We start from the raw sequence: 16947 nt of genomic DNA on the forward strand, positions 1-16947 counted from the left end.
TTGATGTGCTCGTGCAAATTGATTGTTGCACTGCAGCGAAGATAACGCCAGAGGGCGGGAAAGGTCGCGTCAGACGATGGGATAAGGTGGGCGCTACTCCGCCAGCTCCCGCATCACCTTGATCAAGTCGCTCTTGCCCTCGAAACCGATGCCGGGCAGCTCCGGCATGGTGATGACGCTGTCCTCGACGCGGACCGAGTCGGGAAAGCCGCCATAGGGCTGGAACAGGTCAGGGTAGCTCTCATTGCCGCCTAGTCCGAGGCCGGCGGCGATGTTGAGAGACATCTGGTGGCCGCCATGCGGGATGCAGCGATCCCAGCCCCAGCCAGAGACCTTGAGTGCGGCCAGTGTGCGCTGGTACTCGCACAGCCCATAGGAGAGGGCGCAGTCGAACTGCAGCCAGTCGCGGTCGGGGCGCATGCCACCATGGCGCAGCAGGTTGCGGGCGTCCTGGTGGCTGAAGAGATTTTCGCCCGTGGCCATCGGGCCGGGATAGAACTCGGCCAGCGCCGCCTGCAAAGCGTAGTCGAGCGGATCGCCCGCCTCCTCGTACCAGAACAGCGGATACTCCCGCAGCGCCTTGGCATAGGCGATGGCGGTTTCCAGATCGAAGCGGCCATTGGCGTCGACAGCGAGCTCAGCATCACTGCCAATCTCGGTCAGCACTGCCTCGATGCGGCGGCGATCCTCCGCCTGCGACGCGCCACCGATCTTCATCTTCACGACGCGATAGCCGCGGTCGAGATAAGAGCGCATCTCGGCGCGCAGCGCATCGTCGTCCTTGCCGGGGTAATAGTAGCCCCCGGCGGCGTAGACGAAGACGCGCGGGTCGGCCTCGCGGCCATGGCGGTCGGCGAGCAGGCGGAACAGCGGCTTGCCGGCGATCTTGGCGGTCGCATCCCAGATCGCCATGTCGAGCGTGCCGACGGCGACCGAGCGTTCGCCATGGCCGCCCGGCTTCTCGTTCTTCATCATGGCCGCCCAGCAGCGGTCGGGATCGAGATTGTCGCCGGTGTCGTTCAGCAAGCCCTTGGCCTCGGCCTCGAGCAGGCGGGGAGCGAAACGCTCACGGATCAGGCCGCCCTGGCCGTAGCGACCGTTGGAATTGAAGCCGTAGCCGACGACGCGGCGGCCGTCGCGGACGACGTCGGTGACGACCGCGACGAGGCTGGTCGTCATCTTCGAGAAGTCGATATAGGCGTTGCGGATCGGCGAGGCGATCGGCTGCGTGATCTCGCGGACATCGACGATGCGCATGCTCTGTTCTCCCTCGCTCCGTTTATGCCCCGGCCTGAACGGGCGAGCCACCGCCGATCCCGGGAGAGGCCATGCGTTGGCCACGGTTTCGCTGGGCGGCCTGGCTCTGTAGGCTTCGCCGCGATCGTCACGCAGCATCGGGCCAAGAATGTCTCCTCCCAAATCGCAGCTCGAGCGGCCGGCCTTCGCGCGCTGGCTCTCGACCGGCAACAGCATCACCCAGCAGTTCATGGCGATCGGCGGGCGGGCAGACGTCGTCAGTCTCGCGGGCGGGCTGCCCGCGGCCGAGCTCTACCCCGTCGAGGCGATCGCGGCGGCGCAGGAGCGGGCGCTGACGCGCTGGGGCACGCAGATCCTCGAATACGGCCCGATCGAAGGGCTGCCGGCGCTGCGGGCGGCGATCGCCGAGCGCTTCACCGCGACGACCGGGCGCCGTTTCGGACCTGAAAACGTGCTGCTGACGACGGGCGCGATGCAGGGGCTCGACCTCGTCGGCAAGGCGCTGGTCGATCCCGGCGAGCTGATCCTCTCGCAGTTCCCGACCTATCTCGGCGCGCTCGATGCCTGGCGCCCGCGCATGCCGCGCTACGAGAGGCTCGACTGGAGCCTGCAGGCGCCGGGCTTCGACGCGGCGCTGCGCCAGGCCAAGTTCGTCTATGCCGTGCCGAACTACTCCAACCCGACGGGCGTGCTGGTGCCGCAGGTTGAGCGCGCCGCCCTGCTCGACAAGGTCGAGGCGGCCGGGACCTGGCTGCTCGAGGACGATCCCTATCTGCCGCTGCAGTTCGACGGGCCGGCCGGGCCGAGCATGCTGGCCCATCATGCGCAGCGCCATCCGAACGGCGCCTATGCCGGGCCGGTGATCTATCTAGGCACGCTGTCGAAGAGCCTGGTGCCCGGCTTGCGCGTCGGCTGGGTCGTGGCCGACGCTTCGCTGATTGCGACGCTGGCCTTGGCCAAGCAGTCGACCGACATCGCTTCCAGCCTGCTGACGCAGGCCATCGCGCTGGAGATGATCGAGAGCGATTTCGAGGCGCAGCACATCCCGAAGATCGTCGCGACCTATCGCGAGCGGCGCGATGCGCTGTGCGCCGCCGCGGCGACACATCTCTCCGACTGGTTCGAGTGGGAGGTGCCGCCCGGTGGCATGTTCGTCTGGATGCGGGCCAGGGACGGCGCGATCGACACCGACGCACTCTATACCCATGCGCTGGCCGAGAATGTCGCCTTCGTGCCGTCGAGCGTGTTCGATCCGACCGGCGCGCTGAAGAGCGCCATGCGGGTCAATTTCACCCGCTCGCCGCCGGAGGTACTGGTCGAGGGCGTGCGCCGGCTGGAGCGGGCGGTGCGCCGCCTTCTCGCCGAGCGGCCCGGCCGGGCGGCGTGATCCCAAGAAGCAACAGACCGAGGAAACGCCGATGCCGACCCGTCTCGCCACGCCCGCCCATCCGCGCCTGCCGCAAGCCCTGATCGAGGCCTGGCAGGGCGTGCCGAGCTCGGTGATCGCCGACCAGCTCGGCGGCACCGGCCATGCCGACCCGGCGATCCGGCCGACCCGTCCCTTCGCGCCGGGCAAGCGCCTGGTCGGCCAGGCGATCACCGCCTGGTGCGAGCCGGCCGATTACGGGCCGGTGCATCATGCGATCGGCATCGCCGAGCGCGGCGACGTCATCGTGGTCGCGGCGGGCGGTCGCAAGGATGCGGCGATGATCGGCGACCTGCTTGGCGGCGCGGCAAGGCGAAAGGGCATCGCGGGCGTCGTGGTCGACGGCGCGGTGCGTGATGTCGGGCCGGTGTCGCAATGGCCAGACTTCGTCTTCTTCTCGCGCTGGGTCATGCCGCGCGGCCCGTCCTCGATGGAGCGCGGCATCGTCAACGGGCCGATCGTCTTCGGCGGCGTCGCCGTCCATCCGCACGATCTCGTCGTCGGCGACGATGACGGGCTCGTCTTCGTGCCGCATGGCCTGGTCGAGGCGAAGCTCGCGCCGTGCCTCGCGCGGGTGAAGGCCGAGGCGGAATGGGAGGTGCTACTCGCCGGCGGCGCCTCGACGGTCGAGACCTTCAAGGTGCCGCCGATGGAGAAGCTTTGAGCGGCTTCAGAAGCTCTCGACCCAGGGCCTGAGCTCGACCTCGAGCGACCAGGCGCTGCGCGGCTGCCTGAGCACGTCGAGATAGCTCTGGGCGATGGCGTCCGGGTCGAGCGTGTTGTCGTTCGCATCGGGGCGGTTTGCGCTGCGCACGCCGCCATCGATGACGAAATGCGCGACATGGATGCCCTTAGGCCCGAGCTCGCGCGCTGCGCTTTGCGCCAGCCCGCGCAAAGCGAACTTGCCCATGGCGAACGGCGCCGACAGCGCAAAGCCCTTGATGCCAGCCGTCGCGCCGGTGAGCAGGATCGCGCCGCGCCCATGCGGCAGCATCCGCCGCGCCGCCTGCTGCGTCACCAGGAAGGCGCCGTAGGCGGTGACCGCGAGCGCCTGCGCGACACCTGCCGGATCGAGTTCCGCGATCGGCCCGCGCAGGCGGCCGCTGGCGTTGTAGATGACGATGTCGGGCTCGCCGATCCCGGCCTCCGCCGCCTCGAACAGGCCGGCGACGGCGGCCGGATCGGCGGCGTCGACTGCGAAGGTCGCAGCGCCGGTTTCCGCTGCCAGTGCCGCGAGCTTCTCGGTGTTGCGCGCGGCAAGGCCGACCTTGATGCCTTGGGCGGCAAGCGCGCGGGCGACCGACGCGCTGATGCCCGAGCCGGCTCCGACGATCAGGGCGCTGCGATAGGGAAGGGAGGTCATTGTGGTATCTCCGTTCAGGCGGCCGCGGGTACGGGCTTGGCCTCGCCGCCCCGCATCATGATGCAGAAGCCGGCGGCGAAGAGGCAGAGCGCACCGGCGATGAAGAAGGCCGGCAGATAACTGTCATAGACGGTGCGGCTGAAGCCGGCGCCATAGGCGGCGAAGGCGGCGCCGAGCTGGTGGCCGGTGAAGATCCAGCCGAAGACGAGGGTCGCCTTGTCGCCGAAACGGTCGGCGGCGAGCTTGATCGTCGGCGGCACGGTCGCGACCCAGTCGAGCCCGTAGAACACTGCAAAGATCGAGAGGCCGTAGAACGAGAAGTCGGTGAACGGCAGGAACAGCAGCGAGAGCCCGCGCAGGCCGTAATACCAGAACAGCAGCCAACGGCTGTCATAGCGGTCCGAGAGCCAGCCTGAGCCGACCGTGCCGAGGAAGTCGAAGATGCCGATCACGGCGAGCACGCTCGCCGCCGTCACCGCCGCCATGCCGTAATCGCCGCAGAGCGAGACGAAATGGGTCTGCACCAGCCCGTTGGTGCTGGCGCCGCAGACGAAGAAGGTGCCGAACAGGATCCAGAAGGTGCTTGTCTTCGCAGCTTCGCGCAGCGCGACGATGGGGGAGACGAGCATCGCCTTGAGGCTGGTGGCTTGCGCCGGGGCCGGCACGATCTGCGTCCCGCCATAAGGGGCAAGGCCGACATCGGCCGGCCGGTCGCGCATCAGGGCGAGCACGCCGACCGCGGCGAGCGCGATCATGCCGAGCACGAAGAGCATGGCGGCGCGCCAGCCGACCTGCTCGGTCAACGATGCGAGCAGAGGCAGGAAGACGAGCTGGCCGGTCGCGGTGCTGGCGGTGAGCAGGCCGACGACCAGGCCGCGGCGATGCACGAACCAGCGTGTCGCGACGGTGGCGCCGAGCACCATGGCGGTGAGCCCGGTGCCGAAGCCGAGCACGATCCCCCAGAGCAGCACCAGCTGCCAGAGCTGCGTCATGGCGAAGGAGCCGAGGATGCTCGCCGCGATCAGGCTGAGCGCGACCATGGCGACGGGCCGGACGCCGAAGCGGTTCATGAAGGCGGCGGCGAAGGGCGCCATCAGCCCGAACAGCAGGAGCCGAACCGCCAGCGCCGAGGAGATCTCGGAGGTCGCCCAGCCGAACTCCTTCTGCAGCGGCTGGATCAGCACGCCCGGTGCGCCGACGGCGCCGGCGGTGACCAGCATGGTGAGGAAGGTCACCGCCGCCACGGCCCAGCCATAATGGATGCCGCGGCGGGCGAAGGCGGCGGCGAGGCCGGCGGGTTGAACCGGTTCAGCGAGATCTGTCGGCATGGCTGGGTTCCTTTTACGGGTATATGCCCGCATGTGCATGAGAAAATCAGAGTGAATCGAGCGCCGTGTGCAGCTGTTGCATGAATTCGACGCCCAGACGGTCGTCGAGAGACTTCTGGGCGCCATCCCACAGGGGAGCGCCGTCTTCCAGAACCTTGTGACCGGCCTGCGTCAGCGTGACCGTGGCCTCGCGCTGGTCCTCGCCGCGGCCGAGTTCGACCAGGCCCATCTTCTCGAGCACGCGGACGTTGCGCCCAATGGTCGAGCGGTCGAGCTCGACGCGCCGGCCGAGTGCGGTCAGCGTCACCGGTTCGACCCGGGCGATCGAGCGCATCAGGCTGAACTGCGCGATGTTGACGCCGACCGGAGCGATCGTCTCGTCATAGAAGGCGATCATCCGGCGCGAGGCCGAGCGCAAGGTCGTGCAAATGCAGGGAACCGACATAGATTGTGGGTATATGCCCGTGATTCCGGAATTGCAAGTCGCCGACTGGTTCGTGGGAACCGGAATGTCGAACTGTGACTCAACTGTCACATGCCCACGGATTAATCAGCCACGGCCGTCCGCATGTTGCCCTTGCGTCAGGCTAGCGTAAACTCGCTACGAGGATCGGGCTGTATTGCGCGACATTCAGGTTGCAAGCGGAGGCGCGGCTTGCGTGGCCAGCTTCGAGGTCAACCGCTCCGTGACATGGCTTATTTTGTCGCTTCGTGGACGATAATCCAGCGCCACCGAAAGAATCGTAGCCGTTTACAGCACGTCGGCGATGAGTTTCTGACACGGAGGATTTGCGACAACCGCTACCATCGACTTCTGCGAATGATGGTTCATTGCTTCGAGGGGCGCCGCAGCCTCGCATAGACCTGCGGCAGGGGGATTTGGTGACGTCGATGTTCGTGCCCGTGGTCGCGTACCGCGCGCCGCTCGCTTTGCGTCTGCTCGCGGGCACGGCGTTCCTGTCGATCGCCATGACATTCGCCGGGCCTGCGGTGGCCGATGGCGGAGCAGGCGGAAATCGCAGTTCCTTCGGCTCCGGTGGTGGTGCGGGAGGCATCAACGTACCCACCGCGGCCGGCGGGGCCGGCGGCAATGGCAGCAACGACTATGGCGGCGGCGGCGGCGGCGGCGCGGGCGCTGGAACCGGCGGCGCCGGCGGGGTGGGCGCAGCGTTCGGCGGAGGAAATGGCGGGACCGGCGGCGTCCACGGCATCGTGCAAGCGACGATTCCGCTGAGTGCGACGCCAGGCAGTGCAGGTGACCCCGGCGCCGGTTCAGGCAGCGGCGCCGGCGGTGGCGGTGGTGCCGGCGGTTATGGCGCTGTCGTGACCGGAGGTGGCTCAGGCACCGTCAGCGGCGCGATCACGGGCGGTGCGGGTGGCGCGGGCGGCGCGTCGACCGGTAATTTCGACCAGGGCGGCTCCGGCGGCTCGGGCGGCGTCGGGCTGCTCTTCACCTCCGGCGGCGCGACGCTGATGGTCACCGGTGCGATCCAGGGCGGCAACGGCGGCGTTCGCGGCAGCTCGAACGGTATTGGCGGCCCCGGCGCCCATGGCCCCGGTGGCCAGGGCATTGTCGGCTCGAACCTGACGATCATCAATAGCGGCACGATCGAAGGCGGCCTGTCCGGCGACGGCACGACCCGGGCGGCGGCGCTTCATTTCACCGGCGGCGGCAACACCCTCACCTTCCTCAACGCCACCACCGGCGTGAGCGGTGGCATCGTCATCGACTCCGGCGCGCTGGCCTTCAACCAGTCGACCGCCATCACGGTCGGCAACGTCATCAGCGGTGGCGGCGGCGTGAACAAGCAGGGCAACGGCACGCTGACGCTGTCCGGCTCCAATACCTATACCGGCGGCACGACGCTGACCGCGGGCAAGCTCGTGGTCTCGCAGAACGCCAATCTCGGCGCGCCCTCAGGCAACCTCAACTTCAACGGCGGCACCTTACAGGTGACCTCGGGCTTCACGACGGCGCGAACGGCGACCCTCGTCTTTTCGAGCACGATCGAGGTGGATGCCGGCCAGAGCTTCACCATGAGCGGTGCGATCGGTGGTGCGGGAACCTTGACCAAGACCGGAGGCGGGACGCTGACGCTCTCCGGTTCCAATACCTATTTCGGCGGCACGACGATCTCGGATGGCACGGTCTCGGTCTCGTCCGACGCCAATCTCGGTGCGGCTTCGGGCGGGCTCACCTTCAACGGCGCCAGCACCCTGCAGGTGACGGGGAGCTTCACCACGGCGCGGGCAACGGTGCTCAACGCCAACGGCGCGGTCGAGGTGACCGCCGGCCAGAACTTCACCATGGGCGGCGCCATTTCCGGCACGGGCGGCGTCATCAAGACCGGCACCGGCACGCTGACCCTGACTGGCACCAACACGTATACCGGCGGCACGACGATCTCCGACGGGACGGTGTCGATCTCGTCGGACGCCAATCTCGGTAATGCCAACACGCCGATCACGCTGAACAATGCGACGAATGTCGGCGGGGCAGGGACTGGAGCCGACGCGGTGCTGCGCACGACGGCGACGTTCTCGAGCAGCCGGAACATCGCCTTCACGAGCTCCGGTGGTGGTCGCATCGAGACCGATGCGGGAACGACGCTGACGCTGTCCGGCGCGATCACCACCGGCGGCAGCGCCAGCTTCATCAAGCAGGGCGCCGGCACGCTGGTGCTCACCGGCGACAGCTCGGCCAATTATGCCGGCCGGACCTGGGTCAACGACGGCACGCTGCGGATCGAAGGCGGCGGTAAGCTCGGCAGCACGACCACCGGCGGGCAGGCCTATATCAGCAACGGCGCGACCGCGATCGTCACCGGCCTGGGATCGAGCTGGGAGACCTTCGGCGCGATGCGGGTCGGCGAGCACGGCTCGGGCACGCTGCGCATCGAGAATGGCGGCTCGGTGAAGACTGGCGGGGGCTCGGGCACTGTCGGCATCGTCGGCGGCGGTGGCGACAGCTCGGTCACGATCACCGGGGCGGGCTCGCAATGGGTCGGCAACGGCACGCAGGTCTATATCGGCCATTCCAACGCCGGCACGCTGACGCTCTCCGACGGCGGCAAGTTCGAGCTCACGGGCGCCAATTCGACGCTACAGGCCGGCCTCGTCGGTGGCACTGCCGGCGGCACGATCAACATCGGCGCGGCCGAGGGCAGCGCCGCCGCCGCGGCGGGCGTGCTGCTCGTTGGCACCGTCGCCCTGAACACCAGCGCCAGCAAGATCGTCTTCAACCACACCAGCAGCAGTTACAGTTTCGCGCCGACGATCAGCGGGGCCGGCTCGGTGCGCCAGGTCGCCGGCACGACGATCCTGACCGGCATCACCACCTATTCCGGCGCGACGGCGGTTACGGGTGGGACGCTGCGAGCCGGACAGGCGGGCTCCTTCTCGGCGAACTCGGCCTTCACGCTGTCGAGCGGCACAACCCTCGATCTCGCTGGCTTCAATCAGACGATCGGTTCGCTCGCCGGGGCTGGCGCGGTCACGCTCGGCGCCGGCACGCTGACCGCGGGTGGCAACAATACCTCGACGACCTTCTCGGGATCGATCACCGGCGCGGGTGGCTTCACCAAGGCCGGCAGCGGCACGTTGATGCTGTCGGGCACTAGCACTTATTCGGGCGCAACGGCGGTCACGGGCGGGACGCTGCGGGCCGGACAGGCGGACTCCTTCTCGGCAAGCTCGGCCTTCACGCTGTCGAGCGGGACGACCCTCGATCTCGATGGCTTCAATCAGACGATCGGCTCGCTCGGCGGGGCTGGCGCGGTCACGCTCGGCGCCGGCTCGCTGACCGCGGGTGGCAACAACACCTCGACGATCTTCTCGGGATCGGTCACCGGCACGGGTGGCTTCACCAAGACCGGCAGCGGCACGTTGATGCTGTCGGGCACCAGCACCTATTCCGGCGCGACCACTATCCAGCAGGGCCGGCTCTACGCCGCCAATGCGGGCGCGCTCTCGGCCGCGTCGGACTACACCATCGCCGGCGGCGCGGCGTTGGAGATCGTCGACGCTCCCGGCCTGATCGGGGTGGTGGGCTCGATCGCCGGGGCAGGCTCGATCCAGATCGGCACCGGCGCGACACTGAAGGCCGGCAGCAGCAATGCCTCAACCAGCTTCTCGGGCAAGATCGAGGGCAATGGCGGCCTGACCAAGGCCGGCACGGGCACATTGAGGCTGTCCGGGACCAGTACCTACACCGGTGCGACGAGAGTCGAGGCCGGTAAGCTGGTGGTCAACGGCTCGCTGGCGAGCAATGTCACGCTGGACGGCGGCACGCTCGGCGGCTCCGGCACGATCGGCGCACTCGCGGTCGCGAGCGGCGGCACGGTGGCGCCGGGCAACTCGATCGGCACGCTGAACGTCTCCGGCAACGTCGCCTTCGCCGCGGGCTCGACCTATCAGGTCGAGATCAACGCCGCCGGCCAGAGCGACCGGATCGTGGCGACCGGTCTGGCGACCATCAGCGGCGGCACGGTCGCGGTGCTGGCCGAGACCGGCAATTACGCCGCGAGCACGACCTACACCATCCTGACGGCAACCGGTGGCGTCACCGGCCGCTTCACCACCGCCACCTCGAACCTGGTCTTCCTGGCGCCGTCGCTGGCCTATGACAGCAACAACGTCATCCTGACCATGACCCGCAACGCCACCGGCTTCGGGCCGGGCGCGGGCACGACCTTCGTCGCCTCGACCCGCAACCAGGGCTTCATCGCCAACGCGGCGGAGGCGCTGGGCGCCGGCAATGCGGTCTATGACGCGCTGCTCTCGGGCACCGCCGCCGAGGCCCGGGCCGGCTTCGACATGCTGTCCGGCGAGGCACATGCGCAGGCCGTCAGCGTCCTGATCGACGAGAGCCGTCTGGTGCGCGAGACCATCCTGTCGCATCTGCGTGGGCCGTTGCTGACCGCGCCGGGTGGGCAGGTCGCGGCCTCGTTCAGCGCCGACCTGCCTGGCCGCAAGGGCGCGGTGCTGATGGCCGCACCGCTTCCGCAGCCGCGCTACAGCTTCTGGGGCGAGGCTTTTGGCGGCACCGGCAACACCGATGCCGACGGCAATGCCGCGAGCCAGTCGCGTCGCACAGGCGGCGCCCTGCTCGGCGCCGATCTGATGCTCTACGAGGCGCCCGGCTCCTCACTGAAACTCGGCGTCGCCGGCGGCTATAGCCAGTCGCGCTTCGATCTCGATGCAAGGCGATCCTCCGGCAAGCTGGAGAGCGGCCATGCCGCGCTCTATGCCGGCGCCCGCTTCGGCAATCTCCGTCTCGATGCCGGCGTGGCCTACTCATGGTCGGAGAGTGATATCCGCCGCCAGGTCCAGGTCCGCGGCTTCGGCGACAGNCAGGGCTTCGCACTCGAACCCTTCGCGCAGCTTGCCTTGATCCGGGTCTCGACCGAGGCAGGCACCGAGCGCGGCGGCGTTGCGGCACTGCGCGTCCTCTCCTCCGAGCAGACCCTCGGCTTCACCACGCTTGGCCTCAGAGCCGAGGCGCAGATCGGCGCGATGCCCTTGTTCGCCCGCGGGCTGATCGGCTGGCGTCACGGTTTCGGCGAGCTCACCCCGGTGGCGAAGACGGCCTTCGTTGCCGGCATCACGCCGTCCCGCGCCTTCGCCGCCCCGATCGACCGCGAGGCGCTGGTGGCGGAAGCCGGCCTCGACTGGCGCATCTCCTCTTCCACCGCGCTCGGCCTGACCTACTCCGCCGCCATCGGCGAGCGCTCGCGCGACCACGCCCTCAAAGGACGCGTCGAGATGCGGTTCTGAAGGGGCGCGAGGGGCCGAACGTCTGCCTTCAGTTCCGCCCCTCGGGCAAGCGCGGCAGCGGCAGGAACTCGACGCCTTCCTCATGCAGCATCTGGGCGTCCTCGGCGCTCGCCTCGCCATAGATGGCGCGGCTTTCGCTCTCGCCATGATGGATCTTCAGCGCCTCCTCGGCGAAGTTCTTGCCGACGGGCTCGGCGTTTGCGGCGACATGCTCGTGCAGCGCGGTCAGCATGGCGCGAAACGCCATCTCCTTCTCGCCCATCAGCGCGGCTGGCTGGGCGACCGGGGCAGGGGAGGGAGCGGGACCGGGCGACGGGGCGGCAGCCTCCGGCGCAGGCTCAGCCGAGCGCCGGCCGCGATCGGTTCGCGCCACGGCCGGGGCCATCACGGCGCGCTCGACCCTGGCGCTGTCGCAGATGGGGCAGGTGACGAAGCCGCGCTTCGCCTGCTCCTCGAAGCTGCCGGAACTCGCGAACCAGCTCTCGAACTCGTGGGCGTTGTCGCAGATCAGGGTGTAACGGATCATGTCAACTCAAAGCCGGCGGTAACGGCAGCAGATAGGGGCGCGGCCGTCCCGCGGCAAGTTTCACGCTCATTCGGCCGCGTCGAGCCGTGGCTGTTGCGCCTTGTGGATCTCGACCGCGAAGGAGCGCGTATGGCGCAAGGTCGGGATGCGCTGGCGCGCGTCAGCGACCAAAGCGAGATCGATCTCGGCCATGACCAGCCCGGGCTCGTTGCCGGCCTCGGCCAGCACGCGGCCCCAGGGATCGACGATGATCGAGTGGCCGTAGCTCTCGCGGCCATCCTCGTGCAGGCCGCCCTGCGCCGCCGAGATCATGAAGGCGCCGTTCTCGATGGCGCGGGCCCGCTGCAACACCTGCCAATGCGCCTCGCCGGTCTGGCGGGTGAAGCAGGCCGGCGCGGTTAGCATGAAGGCGCCAGCCTCGGCCTCGGCCCGATAGAGATAAGGGAAGCGGACGTCGTAGCAGATCGACATGCCGACCAGCCCCCAGGGGGTTTCGACCAGTGTCGCCTGGTCGCCGCCGGAGAATGTGTTGGATTCGCGCCAGGTCTCGCCATTGGGCAGATCGACGTCGAAGAGATGGATCTTGTCGTAGCGCGCGACGATCTCGCCGGCGGGGTCGATCATAAAGGCCCGGTTGGCGATCTTCTCGCCGGCCCTGACCGAGAGCGAGCCGATCTGCAGCCAGAGCTTCGCTTCGCGCGCCGCCTGCCGCAGCCCGGCCAGCACCTCGTGCTCGCCTTCGCTCTGGCTGATCTCGCGCAGGCGCTTGGTGTCGCGCTCGCAGAGATTGGTCACCTCCGGCGTCTGGACGAATTGCGCACCGGCTGCCGCCGCCTCGCGGATCAGGCTGACAGCGTCGTCGCGATTGCGTAGCGGGTCGCGCGTCGAACGCATCTGGACGCAGGCGGCGGTGAAGCGGGGTGCGGTCATCGATGCGTCTCCTCAGGCTGCCTTCAGCAGCGGATCGAGCTCGCCGCGCGCGTCGAGCGCATGCAGGTCGTCCGAGCCGCCGACATGGCGCCCGCCGATGAAGATCTGCGGCACGCTGGTACGCCCGCCGGCCTTGGCCGTCATCTCCTGGCGTAGCTCCGGCTTGCCGTCGACGCCGATCTCCTCGAAGGCGATACCCTTCTTCGTCAGCAGCGCCTTGGCGGCATGGCAATACGGGCACCAGCCCGTGGTGTAGATCGTGACCTGCGGCATCTGACAGTCCTGAACGAATGCTTCGCCTCGCAATATAGGGAGCCGTCACGCTTCCGTCACGACCCGGGCGAAGGTCAGTATGTCGACTGCACTCGCGCCGCCGCGCAGCAAGGCGCGCGAGGCGGCATTGGCGGTCGAGCCGGTGGTCAGCACATCGTCGACGAGCAGGATGCGCCGGCCTTCGATCTGCGGGCGCATGGCGGGCAGGACCTTGAAGGCGCCCTGCAGGTTCTCGGCCCGCTGGGCCCGCGTCAGCCCGACCTGCTGCTTCGTCCGCTTGACGCGGGCGAGCGCCTGCGGCGCACAAGGCAGCTTCGATTGCCGCGCGATCGTCGCGGCGAGCGCCGCCGCCTGATTGAAACGCCGTGTCCACAGGCGGAAACGGTGAAGCGGCACCGGCACGACGAGATCGGCCTCGGCGATCAGCTCGCGGCCGGCCTGCGCCATCATCCGGCCAAGCATCAGGGCAAGCTCGGTCCGGTCGCCATATTTCAGCCGGTGCACCAGTTCGCGGGCCGTGCCGTCGAAGCGGCAGGCGGCGCGGGNCGGCCGGCGAGATCGGCCCGGGCCCGAGATCGACCTCGAAGGGCGTGCCGAGCCGCTCGCAATAGGGCCGCTCGATCAGGCTGAGCCCGCTCCAGCATTGGGCGCACAAGCCCTGCGCCTCGCTCGTGGCGGCCCGGCAGCCGACGCATGCGGGCGGGTAGACGAGGCCGACGGCGCTGGCGACGCCCGCGCGCAGCCAGCCGCGCCCGCGATACAACCAGCGCGTGGAGAGCGTTTTTTCCGTCCCCTCGGTTTTTTCGGAAAGGCTCATGCTCGGCACGGCCTGCGAAGAGAGTATCTTCGCTTTCTCGTGAGCGGGGCAGGGTCGCCCCTGCCAATTCCTGCCATGTGGCCTATGTTCCTCGCGACGGCTCCGGCCCGCATGACGGTGACTGGCGCCATGGATGCCTCCCTCGGCCTTGCGGCCGCTTCGCGACAAGGATCGCCACGATGAGCCATGCCGGTGCCTCCGCCACCTTGCCCAAGCTGTTCACGCCGTTCCGCCTCGGCGATCTCGAACTCAAGAACCGCGTCGCCATGGCGCCCTTGACCCGAAACCGCGCCAACAAGCACGATGATGCGCCGAACGCGCTCAATGTCGAGTACTACCGCCAGCGCGCCGGCGCCGGCCTGATCATCACCGAAGCCACGCAGATCTCGCAGCAGGGCCAGGGTTACATCTGGACGCCCGGCATCTATCGCGACGCGCAGGTCGACGGCTGGAAGGCGGTGACCGACGTCGTGCATGAAGCGGGCGGGCGGATTTTCGCGCAGCTCTGGCATGTCGGGCGCGTCAGCCATGTCTCGCTGCAACCGGGCAACCAGGCGCCGGTCGCGCCCTCGGCTGTGCTGGCCAAGACCAAGACCTATATCGAGAGCGGCTTTGCCGAGGTCTCGCAGCCGCGCGCGCTCGGGCTGGGTGAGATCCCCGGCATCGTCGCCGATTTCGTCAGGGCGGCCGAGAATGCCAAGGCGGCCGGCTTCGACGGCATCGAACTGCACGGCGCCCATGGCTATCTGCTCGACCAGTTCCTGCGCGACGGCTCGAACCAGCGCCAGGACGCCTATGGCGGTCCGATCGAGAACCGGCTGCGGCTGACGCTGGAAGTGATCGACGCGGTGACCAAGGTCTTCCCGAAGGAGCGCGTCGGCATCCGCATCTCGCCGGTGAGCCCGGCCAACGATGCCCGCGATACCGATCCGCAGGCGCTGTTCGGCCATCTCGTCGCCGAGCTCGACAAGCGCGGCATCGCCTTCATCCACGTCGTCGAGGGCGCGACGCGCGATGCGCGCGACTACCTGCCCTTCGATTACCTGGCTCTGCGCAAGGCTTTCCGCGGCGCCTATATCGCCAATAACGGCTTCACCCGCGAGCTCGCGATCGAGACGGTCGAGAAGGGCGAGGCCGACCTCATCGCCTTCGGCCGGCTCTTCATCGCCAATCCCGATTTGCCGGAGCGGCTCAAGCTGAACGCGCCGCTGAACACGCCGGATGTCGCGACCTTCTATGGCGGTGATGCCAAGGGTTACACCGATTATCCGGCGCTGGCGCCAGCCGAACGCTCGCACGCCGCCAGCTGAGGCGTCCGACCGGTTCCTGCGGGCATCTCTTCCTGCCCGCAGGTTTTTCGTCTTCGGCCGCACGGAAGGGCTTGCAGCGCGAGCCAGTGCCGATTATACGGACGGCCTTGCCGCGCTGCTCCCATCGTCTAGCGGTTAGGACGTCGCCCTCTCACGGCGAAAACTGGGGTTCGATTCCCCATGGGAGCGCCATTATCCTCTGAAATGATTGATTTTCAGGTAGGGCGCGATCTCGGGCGTCGAGATGCCCGTCGTCGGAGATCGGGATCCGGCGAGGGAGTTCTCTATCTGCAAGGTTTCATGAGATTCCGAGGGCCGAACAGGATTCGGACCTCTCACGGCCTTTCCGGTCAATTCCGAATCTGTCCCTTGGCCGACGTCGTAGATGTCCGGTTCCTCGGAATAGTTCGACCGGCTTGGGAATAATCGCATCCGCGCGACGTTTCCGTTGCCATGACGATGCTCTCCTCCTCCTCGTCCGCCGAGCTCGCCAGGGCCGGCGGCCCCTCCTTCGATCATCGGCGCCTCGCCGGAACGGTGCTCCGGCTGGGATCGCCCATCCTGATCGCCATCGGCGTTATCGCCGCCATCTGGCTCGGCCTGTCGCTCGATGCTCGCGCGAAGATGGCCCTGAGCGTCTTCGCGCTCGCCATTATCAGCTGGTGTCTCTCCGACATCGACGACACGCTGATCGCCCTGGCGGCTGCAGCCGCTCTCGTGCTCTGCGGGCTAGCCCCCGCCCGCAACCTGCATGCGGCGCTCGGCAACGAGCTGACCTGGTTGCTGATCGGCGCTTTCATCATCGCTGCAGTGCTGCGCGCCTCCGGCCTCACCGAACGCCTGGCCTCGGCGGTGCTGAGCCGGACCCGGTCCGTGCGCGCACTGTTCCTCGCCACGACCGGCGTGGTCGTCGCGACCGCGCTCTTCGTGCCCTCGACCTCCGGGCGCGCGGCACTTCTCCTTCCGGTCTATCTCGCCTTGGCTGCCGCGATCGAGGACAGGCGCATCCGGCGGGCGCTCGCGCTGCTGTTCCCGACCGTGATCCTGCTCTCCGCCGGAGGAACGCTGATCGGTGCCGGCGCCCATCTGATCGCGATCGAGATGATCCAGCGCAGCGGCGGGCCGGGCCATGGTTATCTCGGCTGGCTACTGCTCGGGATGCCGCTCGCTGTTCTGGCGAGCTTCGGAGCAACCTTCACCATCCTGTTCGCCTTCCTGAGACCGGCCGAGCGCGCGCAGTTGGTCAGCTTGCCACCGGCCTCGGCGGAATCGCTGTCGGGGCGGCAGCGTTATGTCGGAGCGCTCGTGCTGCTCGTCGTCATCGGCTGGTGCACGCAGCCGCTGCACGGCGTCGATGCGGCCCTGGTGACGCTGTGCGGCGCGATCGCACTCACGCTGAAGCCCTTCGCGCCGCTCTCGATGAAGCAGGCGGTGAAAGCCGTCGAGTGGCAGCTCATCCTCTTCCTCGCGGCAACCACGCTGATGGGGCAGGCGCTGATCGAGACCGGCGCGGCGAGCGGCCTGCTGCAGCCCGTACTGACCGCGCTGCCTCGTGATGCCCTGATGCATCCCGCGACGGTCGCGGCGCTGGTTGCCGCCGTCGCCCTGTTGTCCCATCTGCTGATCACCTCGCGCAGCGCCCGGGCGACCGTGCTGATCCCGTTGCTGGCGCCGCCCCTGGTTGCGCTCGGCTATGATTTCGGCGCGCTCGCCATCCTCATCGTGATGGGGACCGGCTTCTGCCAGACCCTGGCGGTCAGCGCCAAGCCCGTCGCGCTCTATGCCGCTCTCGAGCACGAGACCTATCGGCCGCGCGACCTGATCGGACTGTCGCTGCTGCTGCTGCCGATGATGGGCGCGCTGCTGATGGTCTTCTCGCTCTGGATCTGGCCGCTGTTCGGCCTCTCCCTGCGTTGATCGCCTCTCTCGAAAAAATTTGAGC

At 68.4% G+C, this 16947-nt stretch carries 13 protein-coding genes, 1 tRNA gene and 2 pseudogenes; 7 read left to right on the forward strand and 9 right to left on the reverse strand.

The genetic code is table 11. The features are described 5' to 3' along the window. Nucleotides 1-93: 93 nt before the first annotated feature. Nucleotides 94-1257, reverse strand: a complete 1164-nt coding sequence (locus tag ASE66_RS22145; RefSeq protein WP_057191865.1) for a mandelate racemase/muconate lactonizing enzyme family protein — start codon at nt 1255-1257, stop codon at nt 94-96. Between the two features lie 148 nt (nt 1258-1405). On the opposite strand from ASE66_RS22145, the gene ASE66_RS22150 reads away from it, so the two are divergent. Further along, nucleotides 1406-2644 (forward strand): PLP-dependent aminotransferase family protein, encoded by a 1239-nt coding sequence (locus tag ASE66_RS22150; protein ID WP_057191866.1) that lies wholly within the window; start codon nt 1406-1408, stop codon nt 2642-2644. Between the two features lie 31 nt (nt 2645-2675). Next, entirely contained in the window at nt 2676-3347 is a 672-nt protein-coding gene (locus tag ASE66_RS22155; RefSeq protein WP_057191867.1) for an RraA family protein, read from the forward strand. Nucleotides 3348-3353: 6 nt separating this feature from the next. Here the strand turns inward: ASE66_RS22155 and ASE66_RS22160 are convergent, their stop codons facing one another. Genes ASE66_RS22160 through ASE66_RS22170 form a run of 3 tightly spaced genes read right to left on the reverse strand, consistent with a single transcriptional unit; the run spans nt 3354 to nt 5819 of the window. Then, nucleotides 3354-4046: an SDR family NAD(P)-dependent oxidoreductase gene (locus ASE66_RS22160; protein WP_057191868.1), complete on the reverse strand. Its 693-nt coding sequence runs from the start codon at nt 4044-4046 to the stop codon at nt 3354-3356. Nucleotides 4047-4060: 14 nt separating this feature from the next. Continuing rightward, complete coding sequence (locus ASE66_RS22165; RefSeq protein ID WP_057191869.1) at nt 4061-5374, reverse strand: MFS transporter; 1314 nt, start codon at nt 5372-5374, stop codon at nt 4061-4063. A 46-nt stretch (nt 5375-5420) separates the two neighbouring features. Then, nucleotides 5421-5819 (reverse strand): MarR family winged helix-turn-helix transcriptional regulator, encoded by a 399-nt coding sequence (locus ASE66_RS22170; RefSeq protein WP_057191870.1) that lies wholly within the window; start codon nt 5817-5819, stop codon nt 5421-5423. A 1028-nt stretch (nt 5820-6847) separates the two neighbouring features. Here ASE66_RS22170 and ASE66_RS34015 point away from each other — a divergent pair. Both ASE66_RS34015 and ASE66_RS34020 read left to right on the forward strand, forming a co-directional pair. Beyond that, a partial coding sequence (locus ASE66_RS34015; RefSeq protein WP_413814283.1) for an autotransporter-associated beta strand repeat-containing protein occupies nt 6848-10725 on the forward strand: 3878 nt, incomplete at its 3' end. A gap of 1 nt (nt 10726) precedes the next feature. Further along, nucleotides 10727-11149 (forward strand): annotated as a pseudogene (locus tag ASE66_RS34020) (autotransporter domain-containing protein); the annotation flags it as partial. A 28-nt stretch (nt 11150-11177) separates the two neighbouring features. On the opposite strand, the gene ASE66_RS22180 reads toward ASE66_RS34020, so the two are convergent. The 5 genes and pseudogenes from ASE66_RS22180 to ASE66_RS33355 form a co-directional block, all read right to left on the reverse strand. Beyond that, nucleotides 11178-11675 (reverse strand): DUF1178 family protein, encoded by a 498-nt coding sequence (locus tag ASE66_RS22180; protein WP_057191872.1) that lies wholly within the window; start codon nt 11673-11675, stop codon nt 11178-11180. A gap of 66 nt (nt 11676-11741) precedes the next feature. Further along, nucleotides 11742-12605, reverse strand: coding sequence for a carbon-nitrogen hydrolase family protein (locus tag ASE66_RS22185; protein WP_057191873.1), 864 nt, complete (start codon nt 12603-12605; stop codon nt 11742-11744). A 12-nt stretch (nt 12606-12617) separates the two neighbouring features. After that, the gene (gene grxC / locus ASE66_RS22190) at nt 12618-12878 is read right to left on the reverse strand and encodes a glutaredoxin 3 (protein ID WP_057191874.1); all 261 of its coding nucleotides are present in this window, start codon (nt 12876-12878) and stop codon (nt 12618-12620) included. Between the two features lie 45 nt (nt 12879-12923). Then, on the reverse strand, nt 12924-13423 hold a 500-nt coding region (locus tag ASE66_RS33350), incomplete at its 5' end, for a ComF family protein (RefSeq protein ID WP_244495014.1). Between the two features lies 1 nt (nt 13424). Next, a pseudogene (locus ASE66_RS33355) lies at nt 13425-13695 on the reverse strand (double zinc ribbon domain-containing protein); the annotation flags it as partial. 179 nt (nt 13696-13874) lie between these two features. On the opposite strand from ASE66_RS33355, the gene ASE66_RS22200 reads away from it, so the two are divergent. The 3 genes from ASE66_RS22200 (at nt 13875) to ASE66_RS22210 (ending at nt 16922) form a co-directional block, all read left to right on the forward strand. Beyond that, a complete protein-coding gene (locus ASE66_RS22200) occupies nt 13875-15005 on the forward strand; it encodes an alkene reductase (protein ID WP_057191875.1) in 1131 nt (376 codons plus the stop codon). Between the two features lie 117 nt (nt 15006-15122). Continuing rightward, nucleotides 15123-15197, forward strand: a tRNA-Glu gene (locus tag ASE66_RS22205). A gap of 261 nt (nt 15198-15458) precedes the next feature. Beyond that, a complete protein-coding gene (locus ASE66_RS22210; protein ID WP_082613638.1) occupies nt 15459-16922 on the forward strand; it encodes an SLC13 family permease in 1464 nt (487 codons plus the stop codon). The last annotated feature ends 25 nt before the right edge of the window (nt 16923-16947 follow it).

This window comes from Allobosea sp. Root483D1, from assembly GCF_001429505.1.
In the GTDB taxonomy this organism is placed as follows: domain Bacteria; phylum Pseudomonadota; class Alphaproteobacteria; order Rhizobiales; family Beijerinckiaceae; genus Allobosea.